The following is a 23,808-nucleotide window of genomic DNA, read 5'->3' as shown; positions in this document are numbered from 1 at the left end:
TGAGCGGTCACGGCTTTTCTGCTCGATAGACTCAGGAAAGAAAACTATGATTTTTCTCCTTACCCTAGCCCTAATCTCCCTGTCGATTAGCTATAATGTTCACGGCGAAATAATTAGCCTCAGTACCCGCTTATTAGGTCTTTTTTGTGGCTTATTAAGTTTGTTCTTTACACCCCTACTGGTAAAAGTTTTTATCCTTGTCACTTTAGTCCTCTTCCAGTGGGATTTTCAGCCCTAAACTCGACTAAAACCCTAAGCATATCTCACCCATCAAAAAAACTGTTATGCAAAAACGCTATCTCGGTCAGACTAATATAGAAATTACTCCCCTTCTCGTGGGTACTTGGCAAGCAGGAAAAAAGATGTGGGCAGGTATTGAAGATGAGGAAAGTATTAGGGCTATTCGTGCCGCTTTTGAGGCAGGAATTACCACTGTAGATACAGCCGAAATCTACGGGGAAGGTCACTCGGAATCGATTGTCGCTCAAGCTTTGGCAGATGTGCGAGAACGGGTAATTTATGCCACGAAAGTCTTTGCTAATCACCTCAAATATGAGGAAGTGATCGCAGCTTGTGATCGCTCTTTAAAAAACCTCCAAACTGATTATATTGATCTTTACCAAATTCATTGGCCTAGTGGCTCATGGAACACGGAAATAGTGCCTATTTCTGAAACTATGGCCGCTCTTAATTATCTAAAAGCACAGGGAAAAATTCGCGCTATCGGGGTTTCCAATTTCTCCCGCTCTCAACTGGAAGAAGCCAGTCAATACGGTAGAATTGAGAGTATTCAACCTCCCTATTCTCTCTTTTGGCGCTCGGTAGAAAAGGAAATTACGCCCTATTGTATAGAAAATAATATTTCTATTTTGGCCTATTCTCCCCTTGCCCAAGGTTTATTAACAGGAAAATTTAGAAATGGTTATCAGTTAGCATCGGAGGATCATAGAATTAAAAATAAACTTTTTCATGGCGAAAACTTTCAGAGGGTACAAGCGGCTTTAACTCAATTAGAACCGATTGCTAAAGGCTATAATTGTTCCCTAGCTCAATTATCTCTTGCTTGGTTAATTAAACAACCACAAACTAATGCAATTGCTGGGGTAAGAAATGCCGCTCAAGCAGTTAATAACGCTCAAGCAATGACAATTAATTTAACCCCAGAAGACCTAAAATTAATTGATAATATTGGTAAACAGGTAACTGATTTCTTAGATGATAATCCTGTGCTGTGGGATTTTTAAAAATTATGCAGCAGTTATCCTAAGGGTGAGGATAGAAGTTTTGGTTAATTCTTAGGAAAAAGCCTGTATAATTATAGCTATAGTCCGATTCTTACCGCAGGATTATCCCTATGGCTAAATCGAAAAAACACAATCTGCAATGGATTAAAGAAACCCTCGACTTAAATCCAGATCATAACTGGAAATCTAGTCCGGGTAACAGTATTTTTGTAGCTGGTCGCGGTGCAGTTCGCTTTGAAGTTCCTCAAGATTGGCATTTTGAACCCGATGATAATTCCTTTCGTTTTTTGGATAGAAAACCCCCCGATGATGATTGTCGTTTAGAGGTTTCCTATAATTTACTTCCCCCCGGAGATTGGAAAGAATTACCCCTGAAAGGAATGGTCAAAAAGTTAGCTCGTGAAGATAGCCGCAATCCTCACGAAATCGGCGAAGTTATCCAAGAAAAACGCCAAACTGTCCGCATTGTTTGGGTGCAAATTCAATTCATCGACCCCCAAGAAAATCGGCCCGCTTATTCGCGCATTGCCGTGGGTATTGGTTCCGGGGTTCAATGTTTAATTACTATGGATTATTGGGTCGATGGTGCTCCCAAATTCACCCCCGTGTGGGATACGGTTATCTCCTCCTTGGTGTTAGGTTTATACATTCGCGATCCCCGCAGCGGTTTAGCTTTCCCCGACTAAAGGTAATAACAATTTTGCAGGAAAATTTCCTTGACAAAAAACCTTAATTGTGATACTAAAAAAATCAATCGCTCGACTTGCGTGGGGATAGCTGCCGGTTCCCGCGTTGACGGGATGTGCGGGAAAGCAAGAGGCACTGAGACTCAAACGCAAGCTATGACCTTGAGGAATAGTGATAAAAGTGGCTTGCAGGCCCATATTTAGGGGCAATTCGGGATTATTTACCCGTTTATAACCCTGAGTGATATTAAAAACTCGACCATCGGGGGTAACTTGAGAAACCACCGCGCAGATATCGAAACTAACCGCGTCTGCTTGACAATAACAATCCAGACGGGGACTACCCAAAATAGTTAAATCTTTCCCTAGGGGGGGAGAAGTGTAGGTAATCACATCACTGCGACAGTCTAGCATGGTGCGGTCGAATATTCCCCCCGGTAGGGCGCTATGACCTCCTAAAGATGGGACCGGTCGCCAAGGATCGTGAACGATGGTATCCTCGATCGCAGGTTCTAACAAAATCGCGCTTAATTTCCCCTCATCCTCGCGCAGATTGGCTAAACCTTGACTAGCAAGATAATAAATTTGCTGATTTTCTCTGGGAAAATTTTCCAGATATCGCCATTGATTAGACCCCATTTGAAATAGATACATAGGAGAATTTTTTAATAACTCCGTTTCCTGACCTTTTAAGAAATAATCAAACCATTGCAGCTGCATTTTATCCACAGGACTAATTGCCTGTTGACCATAATCTATCTCTCCTACTTTTCTCCCCCAGGGTAGATGAGTCCAAGCACCAATAATTAGTCGTTGGGGATAGATAGAACGCGCTTGCATTTCTTGGTATAAACTCAAAGTTCCCCGGAGATGAGGATCGAACCAACCTCCGATATGTAACATCGGTAAATCGATATTTTTTAAAAGGTTTTGCGGTGATAAATTTTGCCAATAGTCATCGGGAAGATAACGAGTAATCCAATCGTGATAAAAAGAATCGGCGGCTAAATCCTGTAAAATTTGGGGAGAGGCAGCAACAGGATCAAAAAGGGGCAAATTTCGGGAAGCTACCCAGAGTTTTTGATAGGCAGTTTCGTCCCCTTTTAATTTAGCTGTTTCCGATGCTAATTGTATTGCCCAAGCGAGATTATATTGTAAATTAAATGCTTCATTTTCATAGGCCCAATCTCGATATAAATCGTGAGCGATCATCGCTGGACAAATAGTTTTTAAAGCGCCGTGACCATTAGCAGCCGCGTATAATTGGGTCATTCCCTGATAGGAAAAACCATACATTCCCACCACACCCGTATTATTAGGAATAGTTAAAACCCATTCAATAGTTTCTAATCCATCGCTAATTTCATGGGCAAATAAATTAAAATTTCCCGTCGAGTTTCCCCGTCCCCGCACATCCTGAATTACTACAATATAACCCTGACGTGCATACCAGCTAGGATGGGCATAAACCACCGTGGAAGCGATCGTTTTTCCGTAGGGTTGTCGCATTAGTAAAATAGGAAAAGATTCCCTACTATCGGGACGATAAATATCGGCAGCTAAACTAATTCCATCTTTGGTGATCAAACTAGCTGTTTCTTTTTTTATGGGGTAGGGATTAAACATTATTAAGTAGGTAGGCGTTAAAAATTATCAGACACCCCCCTTATTAAGGGGGGACTAAGGGGGGATCGGCACCCCCCTTATTAAGGGGGGACTAAGGGGGGATCGAACCTAAAATCCATTTTTAATTTAATTATAAGCAGCTACTTATCTCTTTCAGATCAAAAATACTGTCAGGTGGCTCAATCAAGAAAACTTGACAAAGACCAGATAAAGCTTAACTAAATGTTACAATAAAGACGGACTGCCTCAACTGCCTAGGACTGGAGAAAAATCAGCGATGCTACGACTAGAGAAAATTAGTAAGATTTACCCGACGGGAGAAGTGTTAAAAGATGTCACTTGGGAAGTAAAAACTGGCGATCGCATCGGGTTGGTGGGAGTCAATGGGGCTGGAAAATCCACCCAACTGAAGATTATTATGGGGGAAGTGGAACCCACCGCCGGGGAGATCATCCGTCCTACCAGTCTCCATATCGGCTATCTTACCCAAGAATTTGAAGTGGATCCCCGTCGGACGGTACGCGAGGAATTTTGGACGGTGTTTCAAGAAGCGAATCAAGTCCACCATCAACTAATAGAAATTCCCCAGCAGATGGAAAAAGCTGATCCTGAAGAATTAGATCGCTTAATTCATCAATTGGATCGCCTACAAAGACAATTTGAAGGGTTAGATGGTTACGGATTAGAAGCACGCATCGAGAAAATTTTACCAGAAATGGGCTTTACTATTGATGACGGCGATCGCTTGGTAAGTTCCTTTAGTGGTGGCTGGCAAATGCGGATGAGTTTAGGCAAAATTCTCCTGCAAACTCCCGATATTTTACTCCTCGATGAACCAACTAACCATTTAGACTTAGAAACCATTGAATGGTTAGAAAAATTCCTCAAGGATTTAACCACTCCCATGGTCATAGTGTCCCACGACCGGGAATTTCTCGATCGCCTCTGTACCAAAATTGTCGAAACTGAAAGGGGAGTTTCTACTACTTATTTAGGTAATTATTCTGCCTACCTACAGCAAAAATACGAACAACAATCTGCTCAGTTAAGTGCCTACGAACGTCAACAAAAAGAACTAGAAAAACAGCAAACTTTCGTTGATCGGTTCCGGGCTAGTGCCACCCGCAGTACCCAAGCAAAAAGCCGGGAAAAACAATTAGAAAAGGTAGAAAAAATTGAAGCACCAATTGCGGATGTGCGTACCTTAAAATTCCAGTTTCCTCCAGCAGTGCGTAGTGGTAGAGAAGTGGTAACGATTAAAAATCTCGTTCACATCTATGATGATAAAATTCTCTTTTTGGGAGCAAATCTGGAAATAGAAAGGGGCGATCAAGTGGCGTTTTTAGGACCGAATGGTGCGGGAAAATCGACGCTTTTACGTTTAATCGTTGGGTTAGAAGCTCCCACAGAAGGCTCGATCGAAATCGGTAAACATAACGTTATTCCTAGTTATTTTGAGCAGAACCAAGCGGAAGCTTTAGACCTAACTAAAACTGTTTTAAATACCATTCATGATGAAGTTCCCGATTGGAAAGATGTGGAAGTTCGCAGTCTTTTAGGGCGATTTTTATTCAGTGGGGAAACGGTATTAAAAAAAGTAGAATCCTTGAGTGGTGGCGAAAAAGCGCGTCTTGCCTTAGCCAAGATGTTACTTGCTCCCGCTAACTTATTAATTCTCGATGAACCCACTAATCACCTCGATATTCCCGCCAAGGAAATGTTAGAATCGGCTTTAAAAGTTTATGAAGGCACGGTTTTAATTGTTTCCCATGATCGTTATTTTATCTCCCAGGTAGCTAACAAAATTGTCGAGATTCGGGATGGGGAATTAATTGTCTATGCGGGAGATTATCACTATTATCTAGAAAAACTAGACGAAGAAAAACAAAAAGCCGAACAAAAACGCATTGAAGCCGAAAAAGCGGCTAAAGCTGCCGCGAAACGGGCTAAACAAAAGGCCAAAAAAGGTTAGAATGTAAAGTATCACCCTATCCACAATTATCTATCGATTAATTAATCTTATGGCAGCTATAAAAGTAGGCGATCGAGTTCCTAATTTTTCTCTTCCTTCTCAAACAGGGGCAACGGTTAATATCGGCGATTTAATCGGTAAAAAATCCCTAGTAATTTATTTCTATCCCAAAGATGATACTCCGGGTTGTACCGCAGAATCCTGCGCTTTCCGCGATAGTTACGAAGTGTTTACCGATGCGGGTGCGGAAGTTATTGGGATTAGTGCCGATAGTCCCCAATCCCATCAACAATTTGCCCAAAAATATAATCTTCCCTTCACCCTTTTAAGTGATAGCGATAACCGAGTGCGGAAGTTATTCGGTGTTCCCTCTACTTTGTTCGTCCTCCCCGGACGAGTTACCTATATCATTGATAAAGAGGGAATCGTCAGACATATTTTTGATTCTATGTTAGATTTTAAAGCTCACGTTACCGAATCTTTAAACACAATTAAATCTTTTTAGGTTAATGATTATGAAAGAAATCCCGATCAGATAATTAGTTGGGAAGAAATTAAAACATCTATCCGTTAACGAAGGCAGGGGGCAGGCTTCGACGGTGAGTTCAGCCGAAAGCAAGCCGTTTTTGTAACGGGGATTTATGCCCCGCTCCAAAAACTTTCCGCCTTAAGGCGAGGTTTTAGACCCGATTTTTTCGATAAGCAACATCGCTCACCACTACTACCAAATCATTACCAGCAGGTGCGGAGCAGAAGAAGTTAAGAACATTCCCCGCAATAATGGCCAGCAGGGGCCGGAGAAATAAGACGGGGAATGCCTGCTTGAGCTAGAGCGCCTGGAACAGCACGTTGGTGTCGGAGAGGATGGGGGTGAGAGTTCCGGTCAACGTGATGATCGCCAACGGACTGAAGGTTGATCCCGCAGAGCCATCGGCATCGTAGGAGAGTACCCCGCCGCTGTAGGTGAGGTAACCGCCAGCAATTGCACCGGTGTAGGTTGTAGTTCCCAAAGCCCCGCTACCCAAGGCTGTGAAGGCGCTGGCACCGGTTATATCGAACACGATGGTGTCGTTGAAACCGGTGATCACATCCTGCTGGTCGTAGATGCTCAGAAACTGGAAGGTGTCGCCGCCGCCACCGATGAGGGAATCGTTGCCGAACCCGCCGACGATGGTGTCAATACCATTACCACCATTGATGGTATCATTGCCAGATCCGCCGTAGATCAGATCAAAGCCGCCGAGTCCGATGATGTTGTCGTTGCCGGTGCCGCCCCTGATAATGTCGGCGCCGGTGCCGCCGTTGATGGTGTCATTGCCGTCGCCGCCATTGATGGTGTCAGCGCCGTCGATGCCGCTAAGGTCGTCGTCACCGGTTGATCCGGTGATGAAATCCGCGCCAATTGTACCTGAGCCAATCACACTGTCGCCTCCAGACGGCCCATCATTCGGGTCAGAACCGCCGCCCACGGTCAGGGCGATGTTGGCCGAATTGGCAACACCCTGGTTGCCAAGGGTATCGAAATAGTCGTTGGACACTGCCACTGTTCCCGTTGGCGACTGGAAGTCAGTCGCGGTGAAGGTGGCGGTGTAGCTGCTGCCGCTGCCAGTGAAGTTGCTCAACACCCCGTTGGCTAGGGTGACATTACTGGCCGTGAAACTTACGGCTTCGCTGAACTGGAAGGTAACTGTAGTGCTAAAGTTCTGGCCGGTGAGTGGTGAGTTGTCGAAGGTGATGCCCACGGTCGGATTAAGTGTATCAATCGTCACCGTATCCGAGCCGGCTCCACCATTGTTACCGGCCGCGTCACTGTAGCTATCGGCTGCCACGGACACCGAGCCAGTGGTTTCCACAGCATCGTCGGCCGTGAAGATGGCCGTATAGCTGTTGCCATCCACCTGGGTGAAGTCGCTCAAGGTTCCGCCGCTGACGTTCACATCACTGTCGGCAAAACCGGTGACATCTTCGCTGAATTCAAAGCTGACTAGAGAACTGTTAGTTCCGTCGTTCAGGGAAGCATCAACTATATCGACTGCGAGGGTCGGATTAAGTGTATCAATCGTCACCGTATCCGAGCCAGCTCCACCATTGTTACCGACAAGATCACTGTAGCTATCGGCTGCCACGGACACCGAGCCAGTGGTTTCCACCCCATCGTCGGCCGTGAAGATGGCCGTATAGCTGTTGCCATCCACCTGGGTGAAGTCGCTCAGGGTTCCGCCGCTGACGTTCACATCACTGTCGGCAAAACCGGTGACATCTTCGCTGAATTCAAAGCTGACTAGAGAACTGTTAGTTCCGTCGTTCAGGGAAGCATCAACTATATCGACTGCGAGGGTCGGATTGAGCGTGTCAATCGTCACCGTATCCGAGCCGGCCCCACCATTGTTACCGGCCGCGTCACTGTAGCTATCGGCTGCCACGGACACCGAGCCAATGGTTTCCACAGCATCGTCGGCCGTGAAGATGGCCGTATAGCTGTTGCCATCCACCTGGGTGAAGTCGCTCAAGGTTCCGCCGCTGACGTTCACATCACTGTCGGCAAAACCGGTGACATCTTCGCTGAATTCAAAGCTGACTAGAGAACTGTTAGTTCCGTCGTTCAGGGAAGCATTAACGATATCGACTGTCACTGTGGGTGGGGTATTGTCGTAGGGAACGAAAACAAATTGCCCATCTACCGCCTTGATACCACCAGTGCCGTTGACGCTTGTGGCTCTGACACCAAGGGTGACAACACCCTGCGCCAATAACGATTCAATCTCTACCCCTTGATCCTTGCTGTAGCTGTAAGTGTAGGTATTACCCGCAGTCAGAAGATTGCTGCCATTATGCTCCGTTCCCGTTAACCCCGTATCGGAAATCTTGTCGTATCCATCCCAGACGATACCAGTCCCATTCATATTGAGACTGTTATCCTTTGATAACAACTTGATAGCGCCATCCGCGTTGCTATCGCCATTAGACCACCACAATGCGTTGAGGTCCATCGACCCGTTCTTCATATCAACAGTCCACTTATTTGTGACCGTGTTGTAAGAAGCGGTGAACCAGAGAGCCTGGGTGGTATCGCCGTATTCCCAGATGTAAGTGCCTTCCTGCAATGTCATAATAAAAATTCCCAATCAACAATTCTATACATACGGCGGATTCAGGCTCAGTCTGGTACATCTTGTAAGTGGAAATGCTTATCCAATAAGGAGTTATCGGTACAAAACGGACAGAAGAATCGCCGTATCTACATGATAACAGATTATGTATCGTATGTAACCATTTAGGGGGGGCAAGCAGCCAGTGGCATTGATTCTGTGGAAGGAGTCTCCTGGGGTGGCAGAAAGGGAGAATTATCCTAAATCCAGTTATTAAAAACTGATTATTTATTTCCCCTCTTGCCTTTTCCCTCTTGCCTTTTGCCTGTCTTCACTAGGAAATTTATTTTGCATGACTACTTATCTATCTGTAGTAGGAAATTGGCAAGTGGCGAGTTTTTTTAGTAAACAGTAAAGAGTAATCAGTGAAGTGATAACTGATAACTGCTAACTGCTAACTGATAACTGATAACTGCTATAACCCCCCCCAAACTAATCGGGCTGCCCAAAAGGGAATTAACAAAAATAAAGCAATAAAATCAGCCCATCTTAACTGTAATTGGTGCCAGCGTACTTGATGCTGATTGGGACTGGTAAAACCGCGAACCTCCATAGCGATCGCTATTTGTTCGGCGCGTAAAAGCAAATTATCTAGTAACTTTTCCACGACTGTTAACCAGACGTTTAAACTTCTTTTAATCCCTAATTTTTGCCAATCGATCGCCCTAGTTCGCACTGCCCTAGCTAGATTTTGCACTTCTTCTAAAACCAGAGGAATAAAGCGCAAAGAGAGGGTCAGAGTCAGAGAAATTTCCGTCACCGGCACATTAAATCGCCGTAAAGGACTGATTAAATTCTCTAAACCTTCGGTAATTTCTTCCGGGGCCGTCGTCAATAAAAAGAGATTAGTGCTATAAATCAAAGTAAAAATTAGGGTACTAATTCTCACTGCTAATTCCAAAGAACGTCGGGTAACAAATAAACGGCCTTTATCCCATAAAACATACTGATAATCACTTGCTGGCGGTAAATTCAGCCCTTCCTCCGGTAAACGAGGCTGAATACTCACCCCTAAACCATCGGGAGTGATGGCAGTAATCAGAAAGACGATAATCGCTAAAAATATCAGCCAGCCCATCTGTTGCCGCCAGACGCGGGGGGGAATAGGTGCAAGCAGGGTTAACAACATTAATAATCCCACCAAAGCTAAACGCCACCAAGCATTAGCCAATAAAGGTGCTGCTAAAAACGCCATTAACCAGATAAATTTTACCCTGGCATCTAGTTGATGTAGTCGGGTGATCGGTTGATCGAGATAAAGACCGATGGGCAAACTTCGCAATAAATCCATAAATTAGACCTTGGTGGCTCTATTAACCGTTTTTTCCACTTCTCGCGCCGGTTTGCCCCGCCAGATTAAGCGGATCGGGGTTCCTTTAAAGCCTAACTGTTGCCGGAATTGCCCTTCGATGTAACGGCGATAGTTATCATTAAAGCGCTGGGGATCGTTAACGAAAAGGGCGATCGTGGGGGGTTGACTCGATACTTGCGTGCCATAGTATAGTTTCCCCTGTTTTCCGCCCCGGGTGGTGGGGGGATTGTGCCATTTAACCGCATCTTCGATCACATCGTTGATTACCGAGGTACTGACGCGACGACGGTGAGATTCGGCGGCAATATCGACTAATTCGAGGATTTTGGTGACTCTTTGCCCCGTCATGGCGCTGACAAAGATCATTTCTGCCCAATCCATGAAATACAGCCGATCCTGGAGCATTTTGGTGTAAGTATTGATGGTATAGGTGTCTTTCTCCACCGCATCCCATTTATTGACCACTAACACCACCGCACGCCCTTCTTCAATGATTCGCCCCGCTAATTTTAAATCCTGTTCGGTGACACCATCTAGCACATCGATGACGAATAGCACCACGTCAGACCGGCGAATTGCCTTAAAAGCACGGTTAATACTGAAAAATTCGGCTCCATAGTCCACATTCTTCTTGCGGCGAATGCCGGCGGTGTCAATTAACCGATACACCTGTCCTTCTCGTTCAATTAAAGTATCGATCGAGTCTCTGGTGGTTCCCGAAATCGGACTAACGATCGCCCGTTGTTGTCCAGTTAAAGCATTGAGGAGACTGGATTTACCGACGTTAGGACGACCGATAATTGCCACTTTAATTTCTTCATTTTCGGGAATTGCCGCCCCGGGTGGCAAATATTTAATCAGCGCATCAAGTAGTTCTCCTGTACCAGAGCCGTGAATGGCCGAGATGGGGAAGGGTTCACCGATGGCTAATTCCCAGAATTCCGTCGCTTGCAGGATACCCTGTTCCACCGATTCACATTTATTAACTGCCAAAAGTATCGGGACATTTTGCTGTCGTAACCAAGCGGCAATTTCTCGATCGCCGGCGGTAATTCCTGCCTGGCCATCGACGACAAAAATCGCCACACTTGCCTCTGCTAGGGCGATTAAAGCCTGTTCGCGGATTAAAGGGAGAAATTCGCTGTCATCGTTAAAAACTAGCCCTCCTGTATCGACAATTTGAAAATCTCGATCGCACCAGAAAGCTGGTTGATAGGTGCGATCTCTGGTAATCCCGGGTTGATCGAAAACGATCGCCTGTTGATCTCCAGCGATACGATTGACGAGGGTAGATTTGCCCACATTGGGACGACCGATAATAGCGACGACAGGCAGTTTCATAAAGGGAGGAGGGGACGGAAATTAAAGACCCAATATTCTATCATAGCGATTTGCGATCGACCTTGGTTGATTTAAATGTTGGTTTGAACAAAGATAGTCAGGAGACTATTTTTATTTATTCTCCCCGCACCCCACTCTCCTATAGCTTTTAAACGGGATTTAGTATGACAGGTCTAGTGACCCAGAAAACAAGGAAGCGCGAGCGATTCATGTTAATTTTTATTAAGAAGCGATCTTTGATGAGAACAGACAACTATGAACTTCGAGATTCCCAGTGCCGTAAAAACTTGGTCACAATTTGGCCATCCCATTCTCATGTGGGTTTTATTAGGATTAACTATCTATGCGCTCTATTCGGGGCTACAATGGCGACGGACGCGGACAGCAGATAAAGATCTAAAAAAAGAATTATTGCCCAAAAATTTTCGCACTAAACACTATCAAATTGGCTCCCTCATCCTCGCTTTAATGGTGTTGGGGACGATCGGGGGTATGGCGGTGACTTATATTAATAACGGTAAATTATTTGTCGGTCCCCATCTGCTGGCCGGTTTAGGGATGGTGGGTTTAATCTCAATCAGTGCCGCTTTAGTACCTTTAATGCAAAAAGGCAACGAATTGGCTAGAATCACCCATATTACCCTTAATGCCGTCATTTTAGGTCTTTTTGGCTGGCAAGCCTTCACAGGAATGGATATAGTCCAGCGTATTCTCAGCAAAATGTAAGAAAACCTAAACAGAGAGGATGCGTCATCAGACGCATCTCACCCCATGGGAGAAGGGAGAGGGGAGCAAAAAACTGACACTAAATCCAGTTATTAAAACTGATTATCTATTGCTCCTTTTGCCTATTGCCTATTGCCTTTTGCCTGTCCTCATAAGTAGCCTATACTTAACGGATTTAGTATGAGATGCTCCCTAGCCATATCTGCCAATTTTCAGTGAACAGTTCACTAATAACTGATAACTGATCACTGATAACTGATTAAATGCCGTGACTTTTGCCGATTACCCAATGACGACGGAAGAAGCGAGCGAGCGAAGTTTCTTCTAAGGATAAGTAAATCGGTCTTCCATGCGGACAAGTGCGGGGATTACGGGTATTTTGCCAATCATCGAGTAAATTCTGCATTTCTTCTAAACTTAAAGCTGTACCGTTGCGGATCGCACTACGGCAAGCGGTGGCCACCTGAGCAGTTTGTAAATCCCCCCCTAAACTTAATTCTAGTAAAGCATCAGCCCGATCCTCCCGTTCTTTTAGTAGAACAGGAATACTACGAATTGCCCAAGAGCGATCGCCAAAACTAGCAACTTCTAATCCTAAACGTTGTAATTGTTCGATTTGTCGAGTAGTTAACTGATTTAAGATGATCGGATTGTCTAAAGGCACGATTTCCCAGTTATCCTCTAAACGTTCGTACAAAACCCGCTCATGGGCAATATGTTGTTCCACTAACCATAATCCGTTAGGATGTTCGGCAACTATATAAGTTTGATGAATTTGGGCTAATGCCTTTAATTCCAGCCGATTTTTCCTGGATTTCTCCCCTATTATATAAGTGCTTTTTTCTTCGGCAGCCTTGAGAATTTGACTGATGCGCTGATTTTGCGCTTTTTCGGGTATATGTTCGGGATTTAGTCCTAACGCCTTGTCTATGGCTGAAATTATCTGTTCTTGCCAAAAAACGAGGTTATGCAGGTATATTTCCGCTTTAGCTGGGTGACGATTCCAATCGATCGAACGAGGGTTAAGATGTAAATGGAGAAAACAAACGGGATAGCGATCTTTCGGGACTGTGCGAGCGAAAGCTTGAAATATTGCCTGTTCTAACTCCGATGAGCGCACCATTCGCCCATTAACAGCAATTTTAACCCAATCCGGTTGATGGCGAGAAATGCGATCGGGCAACCCAATGACTAATTCAATTTGAGCCAATTCTGCGTCAGGAGTCGTTAAGTCAAGTTTTAGGGCTGCTAAATCGTTAAAATGCAGAGATTTAACTAATTGCGGTAATATTTGACTGGCATCCTTACTCGGACTGATGCGTAACCAATCTTGATGATCTTGGAAAACCTGCCAAGTAATTTGGGGATGACAGAGAGCAAAATTATGAATTAAAGTCTGTATATCCTTTAATTGTTTGTTAATTGAAGGTAAAGCTTGACGACGCACGGGAAAGTTACCAAAGAGATTCTCTACCGTGACGATAGTGCCGATAGCTATAGGAATCGTTTCTAAATTATCCGGCTCACCCCGGTGATTGTAAAGACAATAACAACCTAAATCATCGTCATGACGACTGGCAACCCGCAGACGCGCCACCTGTGCGATACTGTGCAAAGCTTCACCACGGAATCCGAGACTGGTAATCTGCCAAAGATCGTCCCGTTGGCGGATTTTGCTGGTACTGTGGGCATAGCTACACAGTTGCAAATCTTCTCTAGACATTCCCCTACCGTTATCCGATACTTGTATTCGCCAATTTTGGGGAGATATATCAATGCTAATCCTATCTGCCCCCGCATCAATGGCATTTTCGACTAATTCCCGCACTACAGCGCCTAAAGAGTCGATTACCTCTCCTGCGGCAATTAAATCGATTACGTCTTGGGGTAAAACTTGTATGGGCAAGGTCATCAATTAATGGTTTTAGCCAAGGGCAAACTCGATATATTGTCGCACAGGGGGTGCATGATTAAGGACTCCCCTCCCTACCAATTTATCGGCGATCGCTGCTTCCTTGCTATCCCGCTCCACTGATCAAATATAGCGATATTCCTGGAGCAAGTCCAATGATACTAAATCGGCAAAAATGCTGTTGATAGGCAATAATCCCTGATCGAGATAAGATTAATTCTGGTGATGATAGGGAAGACAGTAGTGAATAAACTAAGCATTCTGGTTTTACACGGACCGAATTTAAACCTATTGGGGAAAAGAGAGCCGAATCTCTACGGTAACATCAATTTAGAGGCGATTAACCAGTTTTTAAGCGAAGAAGCTACCCGTTTAGGGGTGAATTTAACCGCGCACCAGTCCAATCAGGAAGGGCAATTAGTGGACTGGATTCAGCAAGCATGGGGTCAGCATGACGGTATTTTGATTAATGCAGGAGCTTATACTCATACCAGTATCGCCATCCGCGACGCACTCTTAGGCACAAAAATTGCCTGTGTGGAAGTACACTTAAGCAATATTTACAAACGCGAGTCTTTTCGTCATCATTCCTACATTGCCGATATAGCTATCGGACAGATTAGCGGTTTTGGGGCCGAAAGTTATCGCTTAGGATTATGGGCATTAGTCGATTATTTGCAAAAGAATGGGAAAATTTAATACAAATGCTCGAACTTCGGGGTTTTAAACCCAAATTTTCGATAAACTAGCGTAGAGGCCGTCTTTGGTTAATAAATCTTCATGGGTTCCCGATTCGACTAATTCCCCGCGTTTCAGCACAAGAATTCGATCGACATTGCGAATAGTGGAGAGACGATGGGCGATAATAATAGCAGTACGATCGACTAAAATCTGTTCTAAAGCTTCTTGAATTAATACTTCTGTCCCCACGTCTAAACTAGCGGTAGCTTCATCTAAAACTAGAATTTCGGGATTACGAATAGCGACTCTCGCAAAAGCGAGTAATTGTTTTTGTCCTCCCGATAAATTTGCGCCCCGTTCGCGTAAAAGAGTATGATAACCATCGGGTAACTCCTCGATAAAGTGATCGATATTAGTTAATTTAGCCGCTGCCTTCACCTGCTCAAAATCATAATTTTCTCCTAAAGTAATATTGCGAGTAACATCTCCAGCAAAGAGAAAAGTTTCTTGGAGAATCACACCGATATAACGTCTTAATTCCGCTTGGGGAAGATAACGGATATCGATACCATCCACTAGAATTCTGCCCTTACTTGGTTCATAAAGACGACAGAGAAGACGAATAATCGAACTTTTTCCCGCACCGGTGGGACCGACTAAAGCGACTTTTTCACCGGGATTAATGGTAAAATTAAGACCTTTAATAATATATTCATCAGGTTTATAACCAAACCAAACATTTTCAAAAATAATCTCGCCAGTTTGACGTTTTTCTGGGAAAGAAATCTCTTTATAATTGTTAGAATCTTTGATTTCAATGGGAATACTAATTAATTCCCCAATGCGCTCAATAGCAGTAAAACCCGATTGAAACATGGTAAATTTTTCGGCAAACTGACGCAGGGGATTAAAGAGACGTTGGGAGAATAAAATAAAAGCCGATAAAACCCCAAAATCAATAGTTTTTTGGAGAATCAAAATACCCCCTAACCATAATACTCCTGCCACGGCAATTAATCCGATCCATTCTAAAGTAGCTGAGACGGCCGAATCATAAAAAATTGTTTTATCTAGGGAGCGACGATACTGAGTATTGGTAGCGCGAAACATTTCAGCGTTAAAGCGTTCGCGGCGAAATAATTGAACAATATTAACTCCGACTACATTTTCCTGTAATTGAGCATTAAGTTTTGATAATTGCTCGCGTACTTGATAGTTAGCGCTGCGATATTGTTTTTGAAAAAAGATAATTAAAGCAGTGACAGGAAATAACATCAACACCAACAATAGAGCTAATTGCCATTGCAGGGTAAACATGGTGAGGATAATAACTAAAATATTAACCAGATCACTGACAACTCCGATCGCCCCACTAGCAAAAACTTCTCCTAATGCTTCCACATCGCTAGTTAAACGAGTGACTAAACGTCCCACGGGAGAGCGATCAAAAAAACTAGAGGAAAGGGAAGTAACATGGCTAAATAAATCTTCCCGGACATTAGCAGTAATTGACTGACCGACTTTCTGCACTAGATAACCTTGTGTTGTCCCTAAAATCAGTCGTAAAATAATCGCAGCCGATAGGATAATAATTAGGGTATTAATGGCTGCTGTTAAGGGTATTCGAGCCAAAAAATCCCAAGTTTGTTCCTTTTGCAAAAGGGAAACCGCTTGACCGATAATTAAGGGTTGGATCGCCCCCGTGAGAGATAGGGGAAAAAGAAGTATTAATGACCAAAATAGCAGGGCTTTTTGCTTTTTTGCGTAGGGAAGTAATCTTAATAATAAGCTCCAGTCATTTTCTTTGACCGGAGATGACACAGGGGAGGATGATAGACTCATGAAGTGATTTCCAGTGAAATTCTGGGCAGCTGGGGAGAAATTACGCCCCTATTGTTAACTTTTCTAACAGGCGATCAATTTGGAAATGTTCCTCCATTAATTCTCGAATACAAGCGACTTTTACCTGTTCCTGTAAGCGGATCTTCCCGAAAGCCTGATCGACGATTTCCACGGTACTGAGAGTATCTAAATTTACCGAGAGAATCGGTACTTCTAAATCCTCGGCCCTGCCCAAAATTAGGGGATCCGGAGAGATAGAACCAGTTAAGATTAAACAGGTGGTAGAAGTTTCTAGGGCAGCTAACTGGAGATCTGTGCGATCACCCCCCGTAATCACAGCCATATTTTCCCCCTTGCGAAAATATTCTAAAGCGGCGTTGACATTCATCGCCCCGATCGCTAAACTTTCTACCATCCAATCTAAACGATCGGGCCGACATAATACTTTTGCCCCCAAAAGATGGACAATTTCCCGAACACTAATACTACGCAATAATTTACTAGCAGGTAACAGTCCTAAAACTTCCACCCCTTGGCGGGACAAATAGGGTTTCAGGAGAGATTGTACTTCCTCCCAATCATCGGCCGGGATATCACTAATCACTACCCCCAGCAGCTGATTATTTAATTCCTCTCTTGCTTTCAGCAGACTCTCGGCAATTAGGGGAGAACTATAGCGGGCCACCAATAGGATTGGAGTGTGGAGAATTTTGGCCATCTCCCCCATCGATAACTGAAAAATACTGCCTTCCCAGAGAGTCCCCGGCCCTTCGAGGAGGATAATATCACTGTTAACTCGAGCGAGATAACCAGCAAGAATATTGCCGTAGTCCTGTTGATCTACACCTTGTAAACGTTTAGCAACGGAATCCGCATCAGTGTAGATCAGGGGTAAACGCAGCTGATCGGGGGATAATTCTAATAATTGCCGAATAAATTCTACATCCTCATCGACCAATTGCCCATCGACGTAGCCCGGACAATTGCCCACTGGTTTGCCGTAACTTATCTCTAGTCCTTTTTGTCGCAAGAGATGCGCTAAACCGACGACAGTTCCCGATTTACCACTGAGGGGTTCTAGGGAAGAGATAAGTATAGATTTGGCTGATTTGGCCACGATTTGCTCCTTTTAACCCGTAAAATCCCGACTTTTATCATTCAAATCGCAGCAGTTTCCGATAAAATCCCTGCGAAAAGTCGGCCGAACCTAGCTGCTTAAAGGTTTTAATTGCACCGATGAGATATTCGATCAACTCGGCGTTAATAATCGTCATCTCATAGCTTAGGTCGGCCTGTCCTTCAAATTGTAAACGACAACGGGTCAATTCCGAGGGCAATTTTGATACATACCAAGAGGCCACAAAGGGAATCCCTTCACTGTTTTCTATGTGACGACAACCTTCTAAAGATCCTCCTTGATACAAAGCGATCGCATAGGGCAGGATACTATGTTTGTCCTTGGCATAGTAGGGCATATATACTAACACATCAGCCTTATTAGCGGGTTCTAATTGTTCGATCGTCGGCATAATTAGTTAATTCTTTGCTTCACGGCCAAGTTACCAGTGACACTGATATTTTCCCTATATTTTAACCGATCGCCCCAGGCAATCTCCCGATCGAGAACATAGGCAGAATTGACGACCAGATCAACTTTCTCTACTGAGGTGATCATCGGCTATAACTGGCATGCTAACCCGAAAAACCGTGCCGGGGTAAGGGGAACTTGTTGGATCGGGATTAGGACTGATAAATTCAATCGTCCCCCCCATGCTGGTAATTAATTCTTTGGCGATCGCTAAACCCAATCCTGTACCAGGTATATCTCCCCCTGCTTGCACTCCCCGGTAGTGACGTTGAAAAATTCTTTCTTGATCACTCCTCGCTATACCATAACCTGTGTCTTTAAAAACAATTTCTACACTATTCTTAACATTTTTTACCTCGACGGTGACTTTTCCGCCAGCAGGAGTATATTTGAGAGCATTATCAATTAAATTGCTGAATACTTCCCGCAAACCGGGGATATTGGCCGGAATAAGTGCTATATCTTCCCCATAAATCGTTTCTAGACTGAGATTTCTCTCTTTGGCTACGGCCTGGGCCGAAAGGAGCAGCGGATCGAGAATATCATGGAGATCGATCAGAGTTAGTTGGCTGCTGCCAGCAGGCAAGAGAAAGGCGGTGGGGGAAGATTGAGCTTGCAGGAGAGGAATATCGACGGTGGGGTAGTTTTCCCTTTCTTGCTGAATTTGTGCCTCAAATTCGGCAATTAAGTCCCGAACTCGATCGCTTTCCCTCAATATACCAGTAATGGCAGGATCGTTACCTTCTTCGGCTAAAAGCCTTTTGAGTAGAAGTTTACCAAAGGTTTTTAAAGCGGTAAGGGGATTGCGGATTTGATGGAGAAAGGTATCGAGGCGCTGACGTTGCCATTGTCGATAATAACGTTCTTCTCCCAATTGGCGATCAAGTACACAGGCTAAAGCGAGAGTTTGGGTGATTTTTGCCATCCGGGTTAATTCCCAACTTTGCCAAGGTCGTTTTTCTCTGGTTGTCACCAATAATCCGATCATGCCCTCTTCGTACATTAAGGGTAAAAACAAGCGATGACCGCTGACGGTCTCCTGATTACTCCAGAGGTGGGATAAATCTTCTAACTTAACCGCAGTTAACAAGTCAGCCGCCGGTTGCCCTGGTTGTAAGGAAAGCCGCTTTTTTGGGTGAGAAGGGGGATTAAAAGGCGGATAAACAACAACTGGGATTAAATTACTCGATAAAGGTTCAGTTAAATAAACCGCACTTCTGTCCGCTTCCATTTGCTCCCGCAAAAGTTCCATCTGTGCCTGACACAGGGCAATAAAATCATCACTCAGGGGAGTCCGGGAGGGGAAGGAGAAGGGCATACTAAGAAAGTAAAAAGTAAAAAATCAGAAAACCTTGATAAAGCTAGGGTTGCGAGTTTTATTTCCCAGTTGACAGGGGAGAGAATGACTCTCTCCTTGGAGGGAGGGCAGCCAGTAAAAAGCAAGTAGGACAAGGGTTTGGTCAATATTTTCGGGGTGGCTCACGGTATATATTAAAAAAAGTTTAAGAATAATAAGTTTTGTATCGGGATTTGGGGCTGTGTTTTTGTCAGAAAAACTTAAACATAGTCCCAGTCTAGCTTCCAGTCAAACTTGTTTGTAATTGGCTTTGTGAGGGACACTTGATTTCTTGGTCTAGAAGGGATATAATCGCTACGGCTTTTGTAACTATCATTACAACGATTAGCCAGAACAGGAGGTAATTGGGTTGGCCAGAAAACGGAAACGTAAAAGTCGCCGTCGTCAAGAAGGACGTAAGATACTTGAACTTGTACCCCAGTATAGTATTGAAAGTGGCGAGGATAAACCCGTAACTGCGGCGCGTAAGTATATTCAAGCTATAGGCATTAGCCCACCAGCTTTATTGATTGTTAAGCGTAACGAGCATACAACCGATCGCTATTTCTGGGCTGAAAAAGGACTGTTTGGAGCGCAATATGTGGAGGAAAACCACTTCCTTTTCCCAAGTTTGCGCGACCTACAGCCTCAGCCCCTCAAGGTAGCAGTAGCAGTTGCTAAATAAATCACAGGACTATTAATCTTATCATGGAAAGTGAACTCGTTTACAGAAAAGTAAACGAGTTTTTTTTGAGGATAAGAGGAGCGGGGATCTTTGAGTGATCAGTAATCAGTGAACTGGAAACTCATACTAAATCCGTTAAATATAGGTAACATATCAGGATAGGCAAAAGGCAAGAGGCACAAGGGGGAATAGATAATCAGTTTTTAATAACTGGATTTAGTATCACATCCGATCGCCGAAAAGGCGAACAGCTAAGGAGGGAATGGGGTTATGAGAATTTTTTAGCGGTTATTTAGGCTAATTTTAGCTTTAAATCGCTTTAATCAATGAAATTTCCTCATTTAAACCCGATAGGATTGGTGAGCTAATAAATTATTTTCGATCAGGATCGTAAAGTTCAACCTTTAAGGTATGATTGGGAACATTAATTATTTTTTTATGTATTGCACTAAAACGTAGAGGGCAAGCAGCAGTGATTAGAGTAGCGATCAATGGTTTCGGACGGATTGGACGTAATTTCCTAAGATGTTGGTTAGGACGGACTAATAGTGGCTTAGAGGTAGTGGGGATCAATGATACATCCGATCCCCGGAGTAACGCTCACCTGCTCAAATATGACTCGATGTTAGGCAAACTTAACGCTAATATCGATGCCGATGATAATTCTTTAATTGTTAACGGTAAAACCATTAAATGTTATTCCGATCGCAATCCCCTCAATCTGCCCTGGGCAGAATGGGGTGTAGATTTAGTGATCGAAGCTACCGGTGTTTTCGTCGATGAAGAGGGCGCTTCTAAGCATATTGTCGCAGGAGCTAAAAAAGTCCTCATCACCGCACCGGGTAAAGGTTCGGGTGTGGGAACCTATGTAGTTGGTGTCAACGCTCACGAATACGAACACGATAAATACAACGTCATCAGTAATGCCAGTTGTACCACCAACTGTCTGGCTCCTGTCGTTAAAGTGATTCACGAAAACTTCGGCATCATCAAAGGGACAATGACCACCACCCACAGTTACACTGGTGATCAACGGATTCTAGATGCTAGTCACCGAGATCTGCGTCGCGCTCGCGCCGCCGCCGTTAACATCGTTCCCACCTCCACCGGTGCCGCTAAAGCTGTAGCCTTAGTTATCCCCGCAATGAAAGGGAAACTTAACGGTATCGCTCTGCGCGTACCCACTCCTAACGTTTCTGTGGTGGATTTAGTGGCGCAAGTAGAAAAAAGCACGATCGCAGAACAGGTAAACGAAGTCCTCAAAGAAGCTTCGGAAAATTCTTTGAAAGGAATTCTCGAATATAATGATTTGCCTCTCGTTTCCTCTGATTATCGTGGTGTTGATGCCTCCTCGATCATTGATGCCAGTCTCACCATGGTGATGGGTGGCGATATGGTGAAAGTTATCGCTTGGTACGATAACGAATGGGGTTACTCCCAACGGGTGGTTGATCTCGCTGAAGTCGTTGCCAGCAAGTGGAAGGCCTAATTTTTGGCCGTTAGGGGATAGGGGAATGGGGGAATTCAACTAAAACCCTAAAACCCTAAAACCCTAACCCCCGCCCCCCGATTCCTTTCAACTAATAAGTGATAAATTCTCACTAAAAAAGCGCCGATAGATTCCCTCTGTCACCAATTGAGCGGTGATTAGGTTAGCTAGGGCAATCATAAACAGGATCAGTATCTGGTAGGAAGCGGCGTTTAAAGGTTCACTTCCTGCCAATACCTGTCCAGTGAACATTCCGGGTAAACTGACTAAACCCACTACCATCATCTGATTGAGGGTGGGTATTAAACTAGCTCGAATCGCTGCTTTTTGGTAAGATGAGATCGCTTGTTGAGGAGTTGCCCCCAAACAAAGATGGGTTTCGATTTCCAAACGGTGACTTTTAATGGCACTGCTTAATCTCTCCCCGGCTAAAGAGGCACTATTCATGGCATTGCCTAACACCATCCCCGTCAAGGGAATTAAGTATTGGGGTGAGTACCATTGTTCTGGTTGAATGATTAAAGCGATTGCATAACCTAGAGTTAGACAGCTACTAATCAATAAAGAGCCGAAAACTAGGGGTAATAAGCCTTTATCTCGGCTATCAATGCGATTTTTAGCAACAATAGTCGCGATGGTCATCATTACTGCCAAAATCCCCAGCACGGCTAGAGGATTATCCAGGGAAAAAATAACGGCGATAACGTAGCCTACCACTAATAATTGCAGGATCGATCGAGCAGTCGCCAATAATAATTGTCCCTCTAGGGCTAAATTTGACCAACGGGAGAGGATTAAACAAATACCCATCATCCCCAAAGCCCAACCCAAATCCACCAGATTTAGTTCTACTAATCCATCCATAAAAATAAAAGAAACAAATTAAAAGGACACTTCATCTATAAATAGCAAGTTTATAATTATTTTTGACTAATTATTCCTTCTTTTCGCCGACAAATCCCGATTAGTCTCTAATTTTGAGTGAAAGCGCGTGAGTAAAATTCCCCCCGTCGATTTATCCCGTCAATACCAAGTCATCAGCGAAGAGGCTAATCATGCCGTTTTAGAAATCCTCCGTTCTGGGCGCTATATTGGCGGTGAAGCTGTGAGCGAATTAGAACGACAATTTGCCCTCTATCACGGTGTTAGCGATTGTGTTGCCTGTAATTCGGGAACCGATGCCCTTTATCTGGCACTGCGCTCCCTCGGTATTCAAGCGGGGGATGAAGTAATTACTTCCACTTTTTCGTTTATTGCCACCGCCGAAGCGATTAATTTAGTCGGGGCAGTGCCGGTTTTTGTCGATATCGATATTAATACTTTTAACCTCGATGTGGCACTGTTGGAAAAAGCGATTACTCCCCAGACGAAAGCGATTATCCCAGTACACCTTTTTGGGCAATCTGTCAATATGTCTGAGGTGGTAAATTTGGCTCGTTCCCATAATTTATTGGTGATTGAGGATTGCGCGCAGGCAACAGGAGCAGAATGGCATGGGCAGAAAGTGGGGAGTATCGGCGATATTGGCTGTTTTAGCTTCTTTCCCACCAAAAATTTAGGCGGTTGTGGCGATGGTGGCGCAATTACCACCAATAACCCCGAGTTAGCGGCACAAATTCGCATGGTTAAAGAACACGGTAGCAAGGTGCGTTATCTCCACGAGGTAATCGGTGTCAATAGCCGCTTAGATGCCATTCAAGCGGTTATTTTGCAAATTAAGCTAAAATATCTCGATTTTTGGAATAATCAACGGATCGAGATTGCCCAACGTTATCGAGAATTACTGCAACCTTTGCCTAATATCACTTTACCTGCCGCTTTAGCTGGGGGTAAGCACGTTTGGAATCAGTACACAATCCTAACGGAAAATCGTGACCAAATTCGGGCAGCTTTGCAGGAAAAAGATGTCCTATCCATGGTTTATTATCCGATTCCCCTACATTTACAGCCAGTTTATCAGTATTTAGGCTATAAAAAAGGTGATTTACCCATGGCTGAATTGGCCAGTGAAAAAGTGTTATCTTTACCTATGTTCCCCGATTTGAGCTTTGAGGAACAACAACAGGTAGCCTATGCGCTGAAAGATTGTTTGCATAGTTCCTGAGTTATCAGTGGGAATTAGGAATTAGGAATTAGGAATTATGAATTATGAATTATGAATTATGAATTATGAATTATGAATTATGTAGGTAGGTGTTAAAAATTGTGGCTCTACCGAA

21 protein-coding genes are annotated in these 23,808 nt (G+C 44.1%); 10 read left to right on the top strand and 11 right to left on the bottom strand.

What is annotated here, in order from left to right; genetic code table 11:
• Positions 1-46 precede the first annotated feature (46 nt).
• The 3 genes from IQ234_RS00185 (at position 47) to IQ234_RS00175 (ending at position 1,930) form a co-directional block, all read left to right on the top strand.
• Positions 47-238 carry a hypothetical protein gene (locus tag IQ234_RS00185; protein WP_193955575.1) on the top strand — a complete coding sequence of 64 codons (192 nt, stop codon included), beginning with the start codon at positions 47-49 and terminating at the stop codon, positions 236-238.
• Between the two features lie 46 nt (positions 239-284).
• On the top strand, positions 285-1,244 hold the full coding sequence (locus IQ234_RS00180) for an aldo/keto reductase (protein WP_193955574.1): 960 nt from the start codon (positions 285-287) through the stop codon (positions 1,242-1,244).
• 110 nt (positions 1,245-1,354) lie between these two features.
• On the top strand, positions 1,355-1,930 hold the full coding sequence (locus IQ234_RS00175; RefSeq protein ID WP_193955573.1) for a hypothetical protein: 576 nt from the start codon (positions 1,355-1,357) through the stop codon (positions 1,928-1,930).
• On the opposite strand, the gene IQ234_RS00170 is transcribed toward IQ234_RS00175, so the two are convergent.
• Positions 1,913-3,556, bottom strand: coding sequence for a CocE/NonD family hydrolase (locus IQ234_RS00170; RefSeq protein ID WP_193955572.1), 1,644 nt, complete (start codon positions 3,554-3,556; stop codon positions 1,913-1,915). The genes IQ234_RS00175 and IQ234_RS00170 overlap by 18 nt on opposite strands.
• Before the next feature lie 277 nt (positions 3,557-3,833).
• Between IQ234_RS00170 and IQ234_RS00165 the strand changes: the two genes are divergently transcribed.
• The gene (locus tag IQ234_RS00165) at positions 3,834-5,528 is read left to right on the top strand and encodes an ABC-F family ATP-binding cassette domain-containing protein (protein ID WP_193955571.1); all 1,695 of its coding nucleotides are present in this window, start codon (positions 3,834-3,836) and stop codon (positions 5,526-5,528) included.
• Positions 5,529-5,577: 49 nt separating this feature from the next.
• Positions 5,578-6,033 (top strand): peroxiredoxin, encoded by a 456-nt coding sequence (locus tag IQ234_RS00160; protein WP_110577841.1) that lies wholly within the window; start codon positions 5,578-5,580, stop codon positions 6,031-6,033.
• Positions 6,034-6,355: 322 nt separating this feature from the next.
• Here IQ234_RS00160 and IQ234_RS00155 read toward each other — a convergent pair whose 3' ends face one another.
• From IQ234_RS00155 to der, 3 genes are all read right to left on the bottom strand, one after another.
• A complete protein-coding gene (locus tag IQ234_RS00155) occupies positions 6,356-8,638 on the bottom strand; it encodes an Ig-like domain-containing protein (RefSeq protein WP_193955570.1) in 2,283 nt (760 codons plus the stop codon).
• Between the two features lie 454 nt (positions 8,639-9,092).
• Complete coding sequence (locus IQ234_RS00150; RefSeq protein WP_193955569.1) at positions 9,093-9,968, bottom strand: energy-coupling factor transporter transmembrane component T family protein; 876 nt, start codon at positions 9,966-9,968, stop codon at positions 9,093-9,095.
• Between the two features lie 3 nt (positions 9,969-9,971).
• The gene (gene der / locus IQ234_RS00145) at positions 9,972-11,330 is read right to left on the bottom strand and encodes a ribosome biogenesis GTPase Der (protein ID WP_002766078.1); all 1,359 of its coding nucleotides are present in this window, start codon (positions 11,328-11,330) and stop codon (positions 9,972-9,974) included.
• Positions 11,331-11,585: 255 nt separating this feature from the next.
• Between der and IQ234_RS00140 the strand changes: the two genes are divergently transcribed.
• Positions 11,586-12,056, top strand: coding sequence for a DUF4079 domain-containing protein (locus tag IQ234_RS00140; protein ID WP_002741005.1), 471 nt, complete (start codon positions 11,586-11,588; stop codon positions 12,054-12,056).
• Between the two features lie 259 nt (positions 12,057-12,315).
• Here IQ234_RS00140 and mutL read toward each other — a convergent pair whose 3' ends face one another.
• Positions 12,316-13,968: a DNA mismatch repair endonuclease MutL gene (gene mutL, locus IQ234_RS00135; RefSeq protein WP_193955568.1), complete on the bottom strand. Its 1,653-nt coding sequence runs from the start codon at positions 13,966-13,968 to the stop codon at positions 12,316-12,318.
• 243 nt (positions 13,969-14,211) lie between these two features.
• Here mutL and aroQ point away from each other — a divergent pair, with 243 nt between their 5' ends.
• Entirely contained in the window at positions 14,212-14,667 is a 456-nt protein-coding gene (gene aroQ, locus IQ234_RS00130) for a type II 3-dehydroquinate dehydratase (protein ID WP_110578339.1), read from the top strand.
• A 24-nt stretch (positions 14,668-14,691) separates the two neighbouring features.
• On the opposite strand, the gene IQ234_RS00125 is transcribed toward aroQ, so the two are convergent.
• Genes IQ234_RS00125 through IQ234_RS00105 form a run of 5 tightly spaced genes read right to left on the bottom strand, consistent with a single transcriptional unit; the run spans position 14,692 to position 19,397 of the window.
• Complete coding sequence (locus IQ234_RS00125) at positions 14,692-16,491, bottom strand: ABC transporter ATP-binding protein (protein ID WP_193955567.1); 1,800 nt, start codon at positions 16,489-16,491, stop codon at positions 14,692-14,694.
• 40 nt (positions 16,492-16,531) lie between these two features.
• The gene (locus tag IQ234_RS00120) at positions 16,532-17,608 is read right to left on the bottom strand and encodes a phosphotransacetylase family protein (protein WP_193955566.1); all 1,077 of its coding nucleotides are present in this window, start codon (positions 17,606-17,608) and stop codon (positions 16,532-16,534) included.
• A 37-nt stretch (positions 17,609-17,645) separates the two neighbouring features.
• Complete coding sequence (gene ebsA / locus IQ234_RS00115) at positions 17,646-18,020, bottom strand: type IV pilus biogenesis protein EbsA (protein ID WP_193955565.1); 375 nt, start codon at positions 18,018-18,020, stop codon at positions 17,646-17,648.
• A 2-nt stretch (positions 18,021-18,022) separates the two neighbouring features.
• Positions 18,023-18,166 (bottom strand): hypothetical protein, encoded by a 144-nt coding sequence (locus IQ234_RS00110; protein ID WP_193955564.1) that lies wholly within the window; start codon positions 18,164-18,166, stop codon positions 18,023-18,025.
• A complete protein-coding gene (locus IQ234_RS00105) occupies positions 18,141-19,397 on the bottom strand; it encodes a GAF domain-containing sensor histidine kinase (protein WP_193955563.1) in 1,257 nt (418 codons plus the stop codon). The genes IQ234_RS00110 and IQ234_RS00105 overlap by 26 nt, the downstream gene beginning before the upstream one ends.
• 388 nt (positions 19,398-19,785) lie before the next feature.
• Here IQ234_RS00105 and IQ234_RS00100 point away from each other — a divergent pair, with 388 nt between their 5' ends.
• Positions 19,786-20,100 carry a DUF3155 domain-containing protein gene (locus tag IQ234_RS00100; RefSeq protein ID WP_193955562.1) on the top strand — a complete coding sequence of 105 codons (315 nt, stop codon included), beginning with the start codon at positions 19,786-19,788 and terminating at the stop codon, positions 20,098-20,100.
• Between the two features lie 472 nt (positions 20,101-20,572).
• Positions 20,573-21,589 carry a type I glyceraldehyde-3-phosphate dehydrogenase gene (locus IQ234_RS00095; protein ID WP_193955561.1) on the top strand — a complete coding sequence of 339 codons (1,017 nt, stop codon included), beginning with the start codon at positions 20,573-20,575 and terminating at the stop codon, positions 21,587-21,589.
• An 87-nt stretch (positions 21,590-21,676) separates the two neighbouring features.
• Here IQ234_RS00095 and IQ234_RS00090 read toward each other — a convergent pair whose 3' ends face one another.
• Complete coding sequence (locus tag IQ234_RS00090) at positions 21,677-22,453, bottom strand: ABC transporter permease (protein ID WP_193955560.1); 777 nt, start codon at positions 22,451-22,453, stop codon at positions 21,677-21,679.
• Between the two features lie 127 nt (positions 22,454-22,580).
• Between IQ234_RS00090 and IQ234_RS00085 the strand changes: the two genes are divergently transcribed.
• Complete coding sequence (locus IQ234_RS00085) at positions 22,581-23,693, top strand: DegT/DnrJ/EryC1/StrS family aminotransferase (protein ID WP_193955559.1); 1,113 nt, start codon at positions 22,581-22,583, stop codon at positions 23,691-23,693.
• Positions 23,694-23,808: the final 115 nt, after the last annotated feature.

The sequence above is a fragment of the Microcystis aeruginosa LEGE 91341 genome (genome assembly GCF_015206885.1).
Lineage (GTDB): Bacteria > Cyanobacteriota > Cyanobacteriia > Cyanobacteriales > Microcystaceae > Microcystis > Microcystis aeruginosa_H.
Note: the sequence above shows the minus strand (reverse complement) of the source record. Positions and strands in the feature narration are given on the sequence as shown.

What these genes read in the sequence shown, in the direction of transcription:
- IQ234_RS00185 (WP_193955575.1), top strand. Translation starts at nt 47, where the DNA reads ATGATTTTTCTCCTTACCCTAGCCCTAATCTCCCTGTCGATTAGCTAT.
- IQ234_RS00180 (WP_193955574.1), top strand. Translation starts at nt 285, where the DNA reads ATGCAAAAACGCTATCTCGGTCAGACTAATATAGAAATTACTCCCCTT.
- IQ234_RS00175 (WP_193955573.1), top strand. Translation starts at nt 1,355, where the DNA reads ATGGCTAAATCGAAAAAACACAATCTGCAATGGATTAAAGAAACCCTC.
- IQ234_RS00170 (WP_193955572.1), bottom strand. Translation starts at nt 3,556, where the DNA reads ATGTTTAATCCCTACCCCATAAAAAAAGAAACAGCTAGTTTGATCACC.
- IQ234_RS00165 (WP_193955571.1), top strand. Translation starts at nt 3,834, where the DNA reads ATGCTACGACTAGAGAAAATTAGTAAGATTTACCCGACGGGAGAAGTG.
- IQ234_RS00160 (WP_110577841.1), top strand. Translation starts at nt 5,578, where the DNA reads ATGGCAGCTATAAAAGTAGGCGATCGAGTTCCTAATTTTTCTCTTCCT.
- IQ234_RS00155 (WP_193955570.1), bottom strand. Translation starts at nt 8,638, where the DNA reads ATGACATTGCAGGAAGGCACTTACATCTGGGAATACGGCGATACCACC.
- IQ234_RS00150 (WP_193955569.1), bottom strand. Translation starts at nt 9,968, where the DNA reads ATGGATTTATTGCGAAGTTTGCCCATCGGTCTTTATCTCGATCAACCG.
- der (WP_002766078.1), bottom strand. Translation starts at nt 11,330, where the DNA reads ATGAAACTGCCTGTCGTCGCTATTATCGGTCGTCCCAATGTGGGCAAA.
- IQ234_RS00140 (WP_002741005.1), top strand. Translation starts at nt 11,586, where the DNA reads ATGAACTTCGAGATTCCCAGTGCCGTAAAAACTTGGTCACAATTTGGC.
- mutL (WP_193955568.1), bottom strand. Translation starts at nt 13,968, where the DNA reads ATGACCTTGCCCATACAAGTTTTACCCCAAGACGTAATCGATTTAATT.
- IQ234_RS00125 (WP_193955567.1), bottom strand. Translation starts at nt 16,491, where the DNA reads ATGAGTCTATCATCCTCCCCTGTGTCATCTCCGGTCAAAGAAAATGAC.
- ebsA (WP_193955565.1), bottom strand. Translation starts at nt 18,020, where the DNA reads ATGCCGACGATCGAACAATTAGAACCCGCTAATAAGGCTGATGTGTTA.
- IQ234_RS00110 (WP_193955564.1), bottom strand. Translation starts at nt 18,166, where the DNA reads ATGATCACCTCAGTAGAGAAAGTTGATCTGGTCGTCAATTCTGCCTAT.
- IQ234_RS00105 (WP_193955563.1), bottom strand. Translation starts at nt 19,397, where the DNA reads ATGCCCTTCTCCTTCCCCTCCCGGACTCCCCTGAGTGATGATTTTATT.
- IQ234_RS00090 (WP_193955560.1), bottom strand. Translation starts at nt 22,453, where the DNA reads ATGGATGGATTAGTAGAACTAAATCTGGTGGATTTGGGTTGGGCTTTG.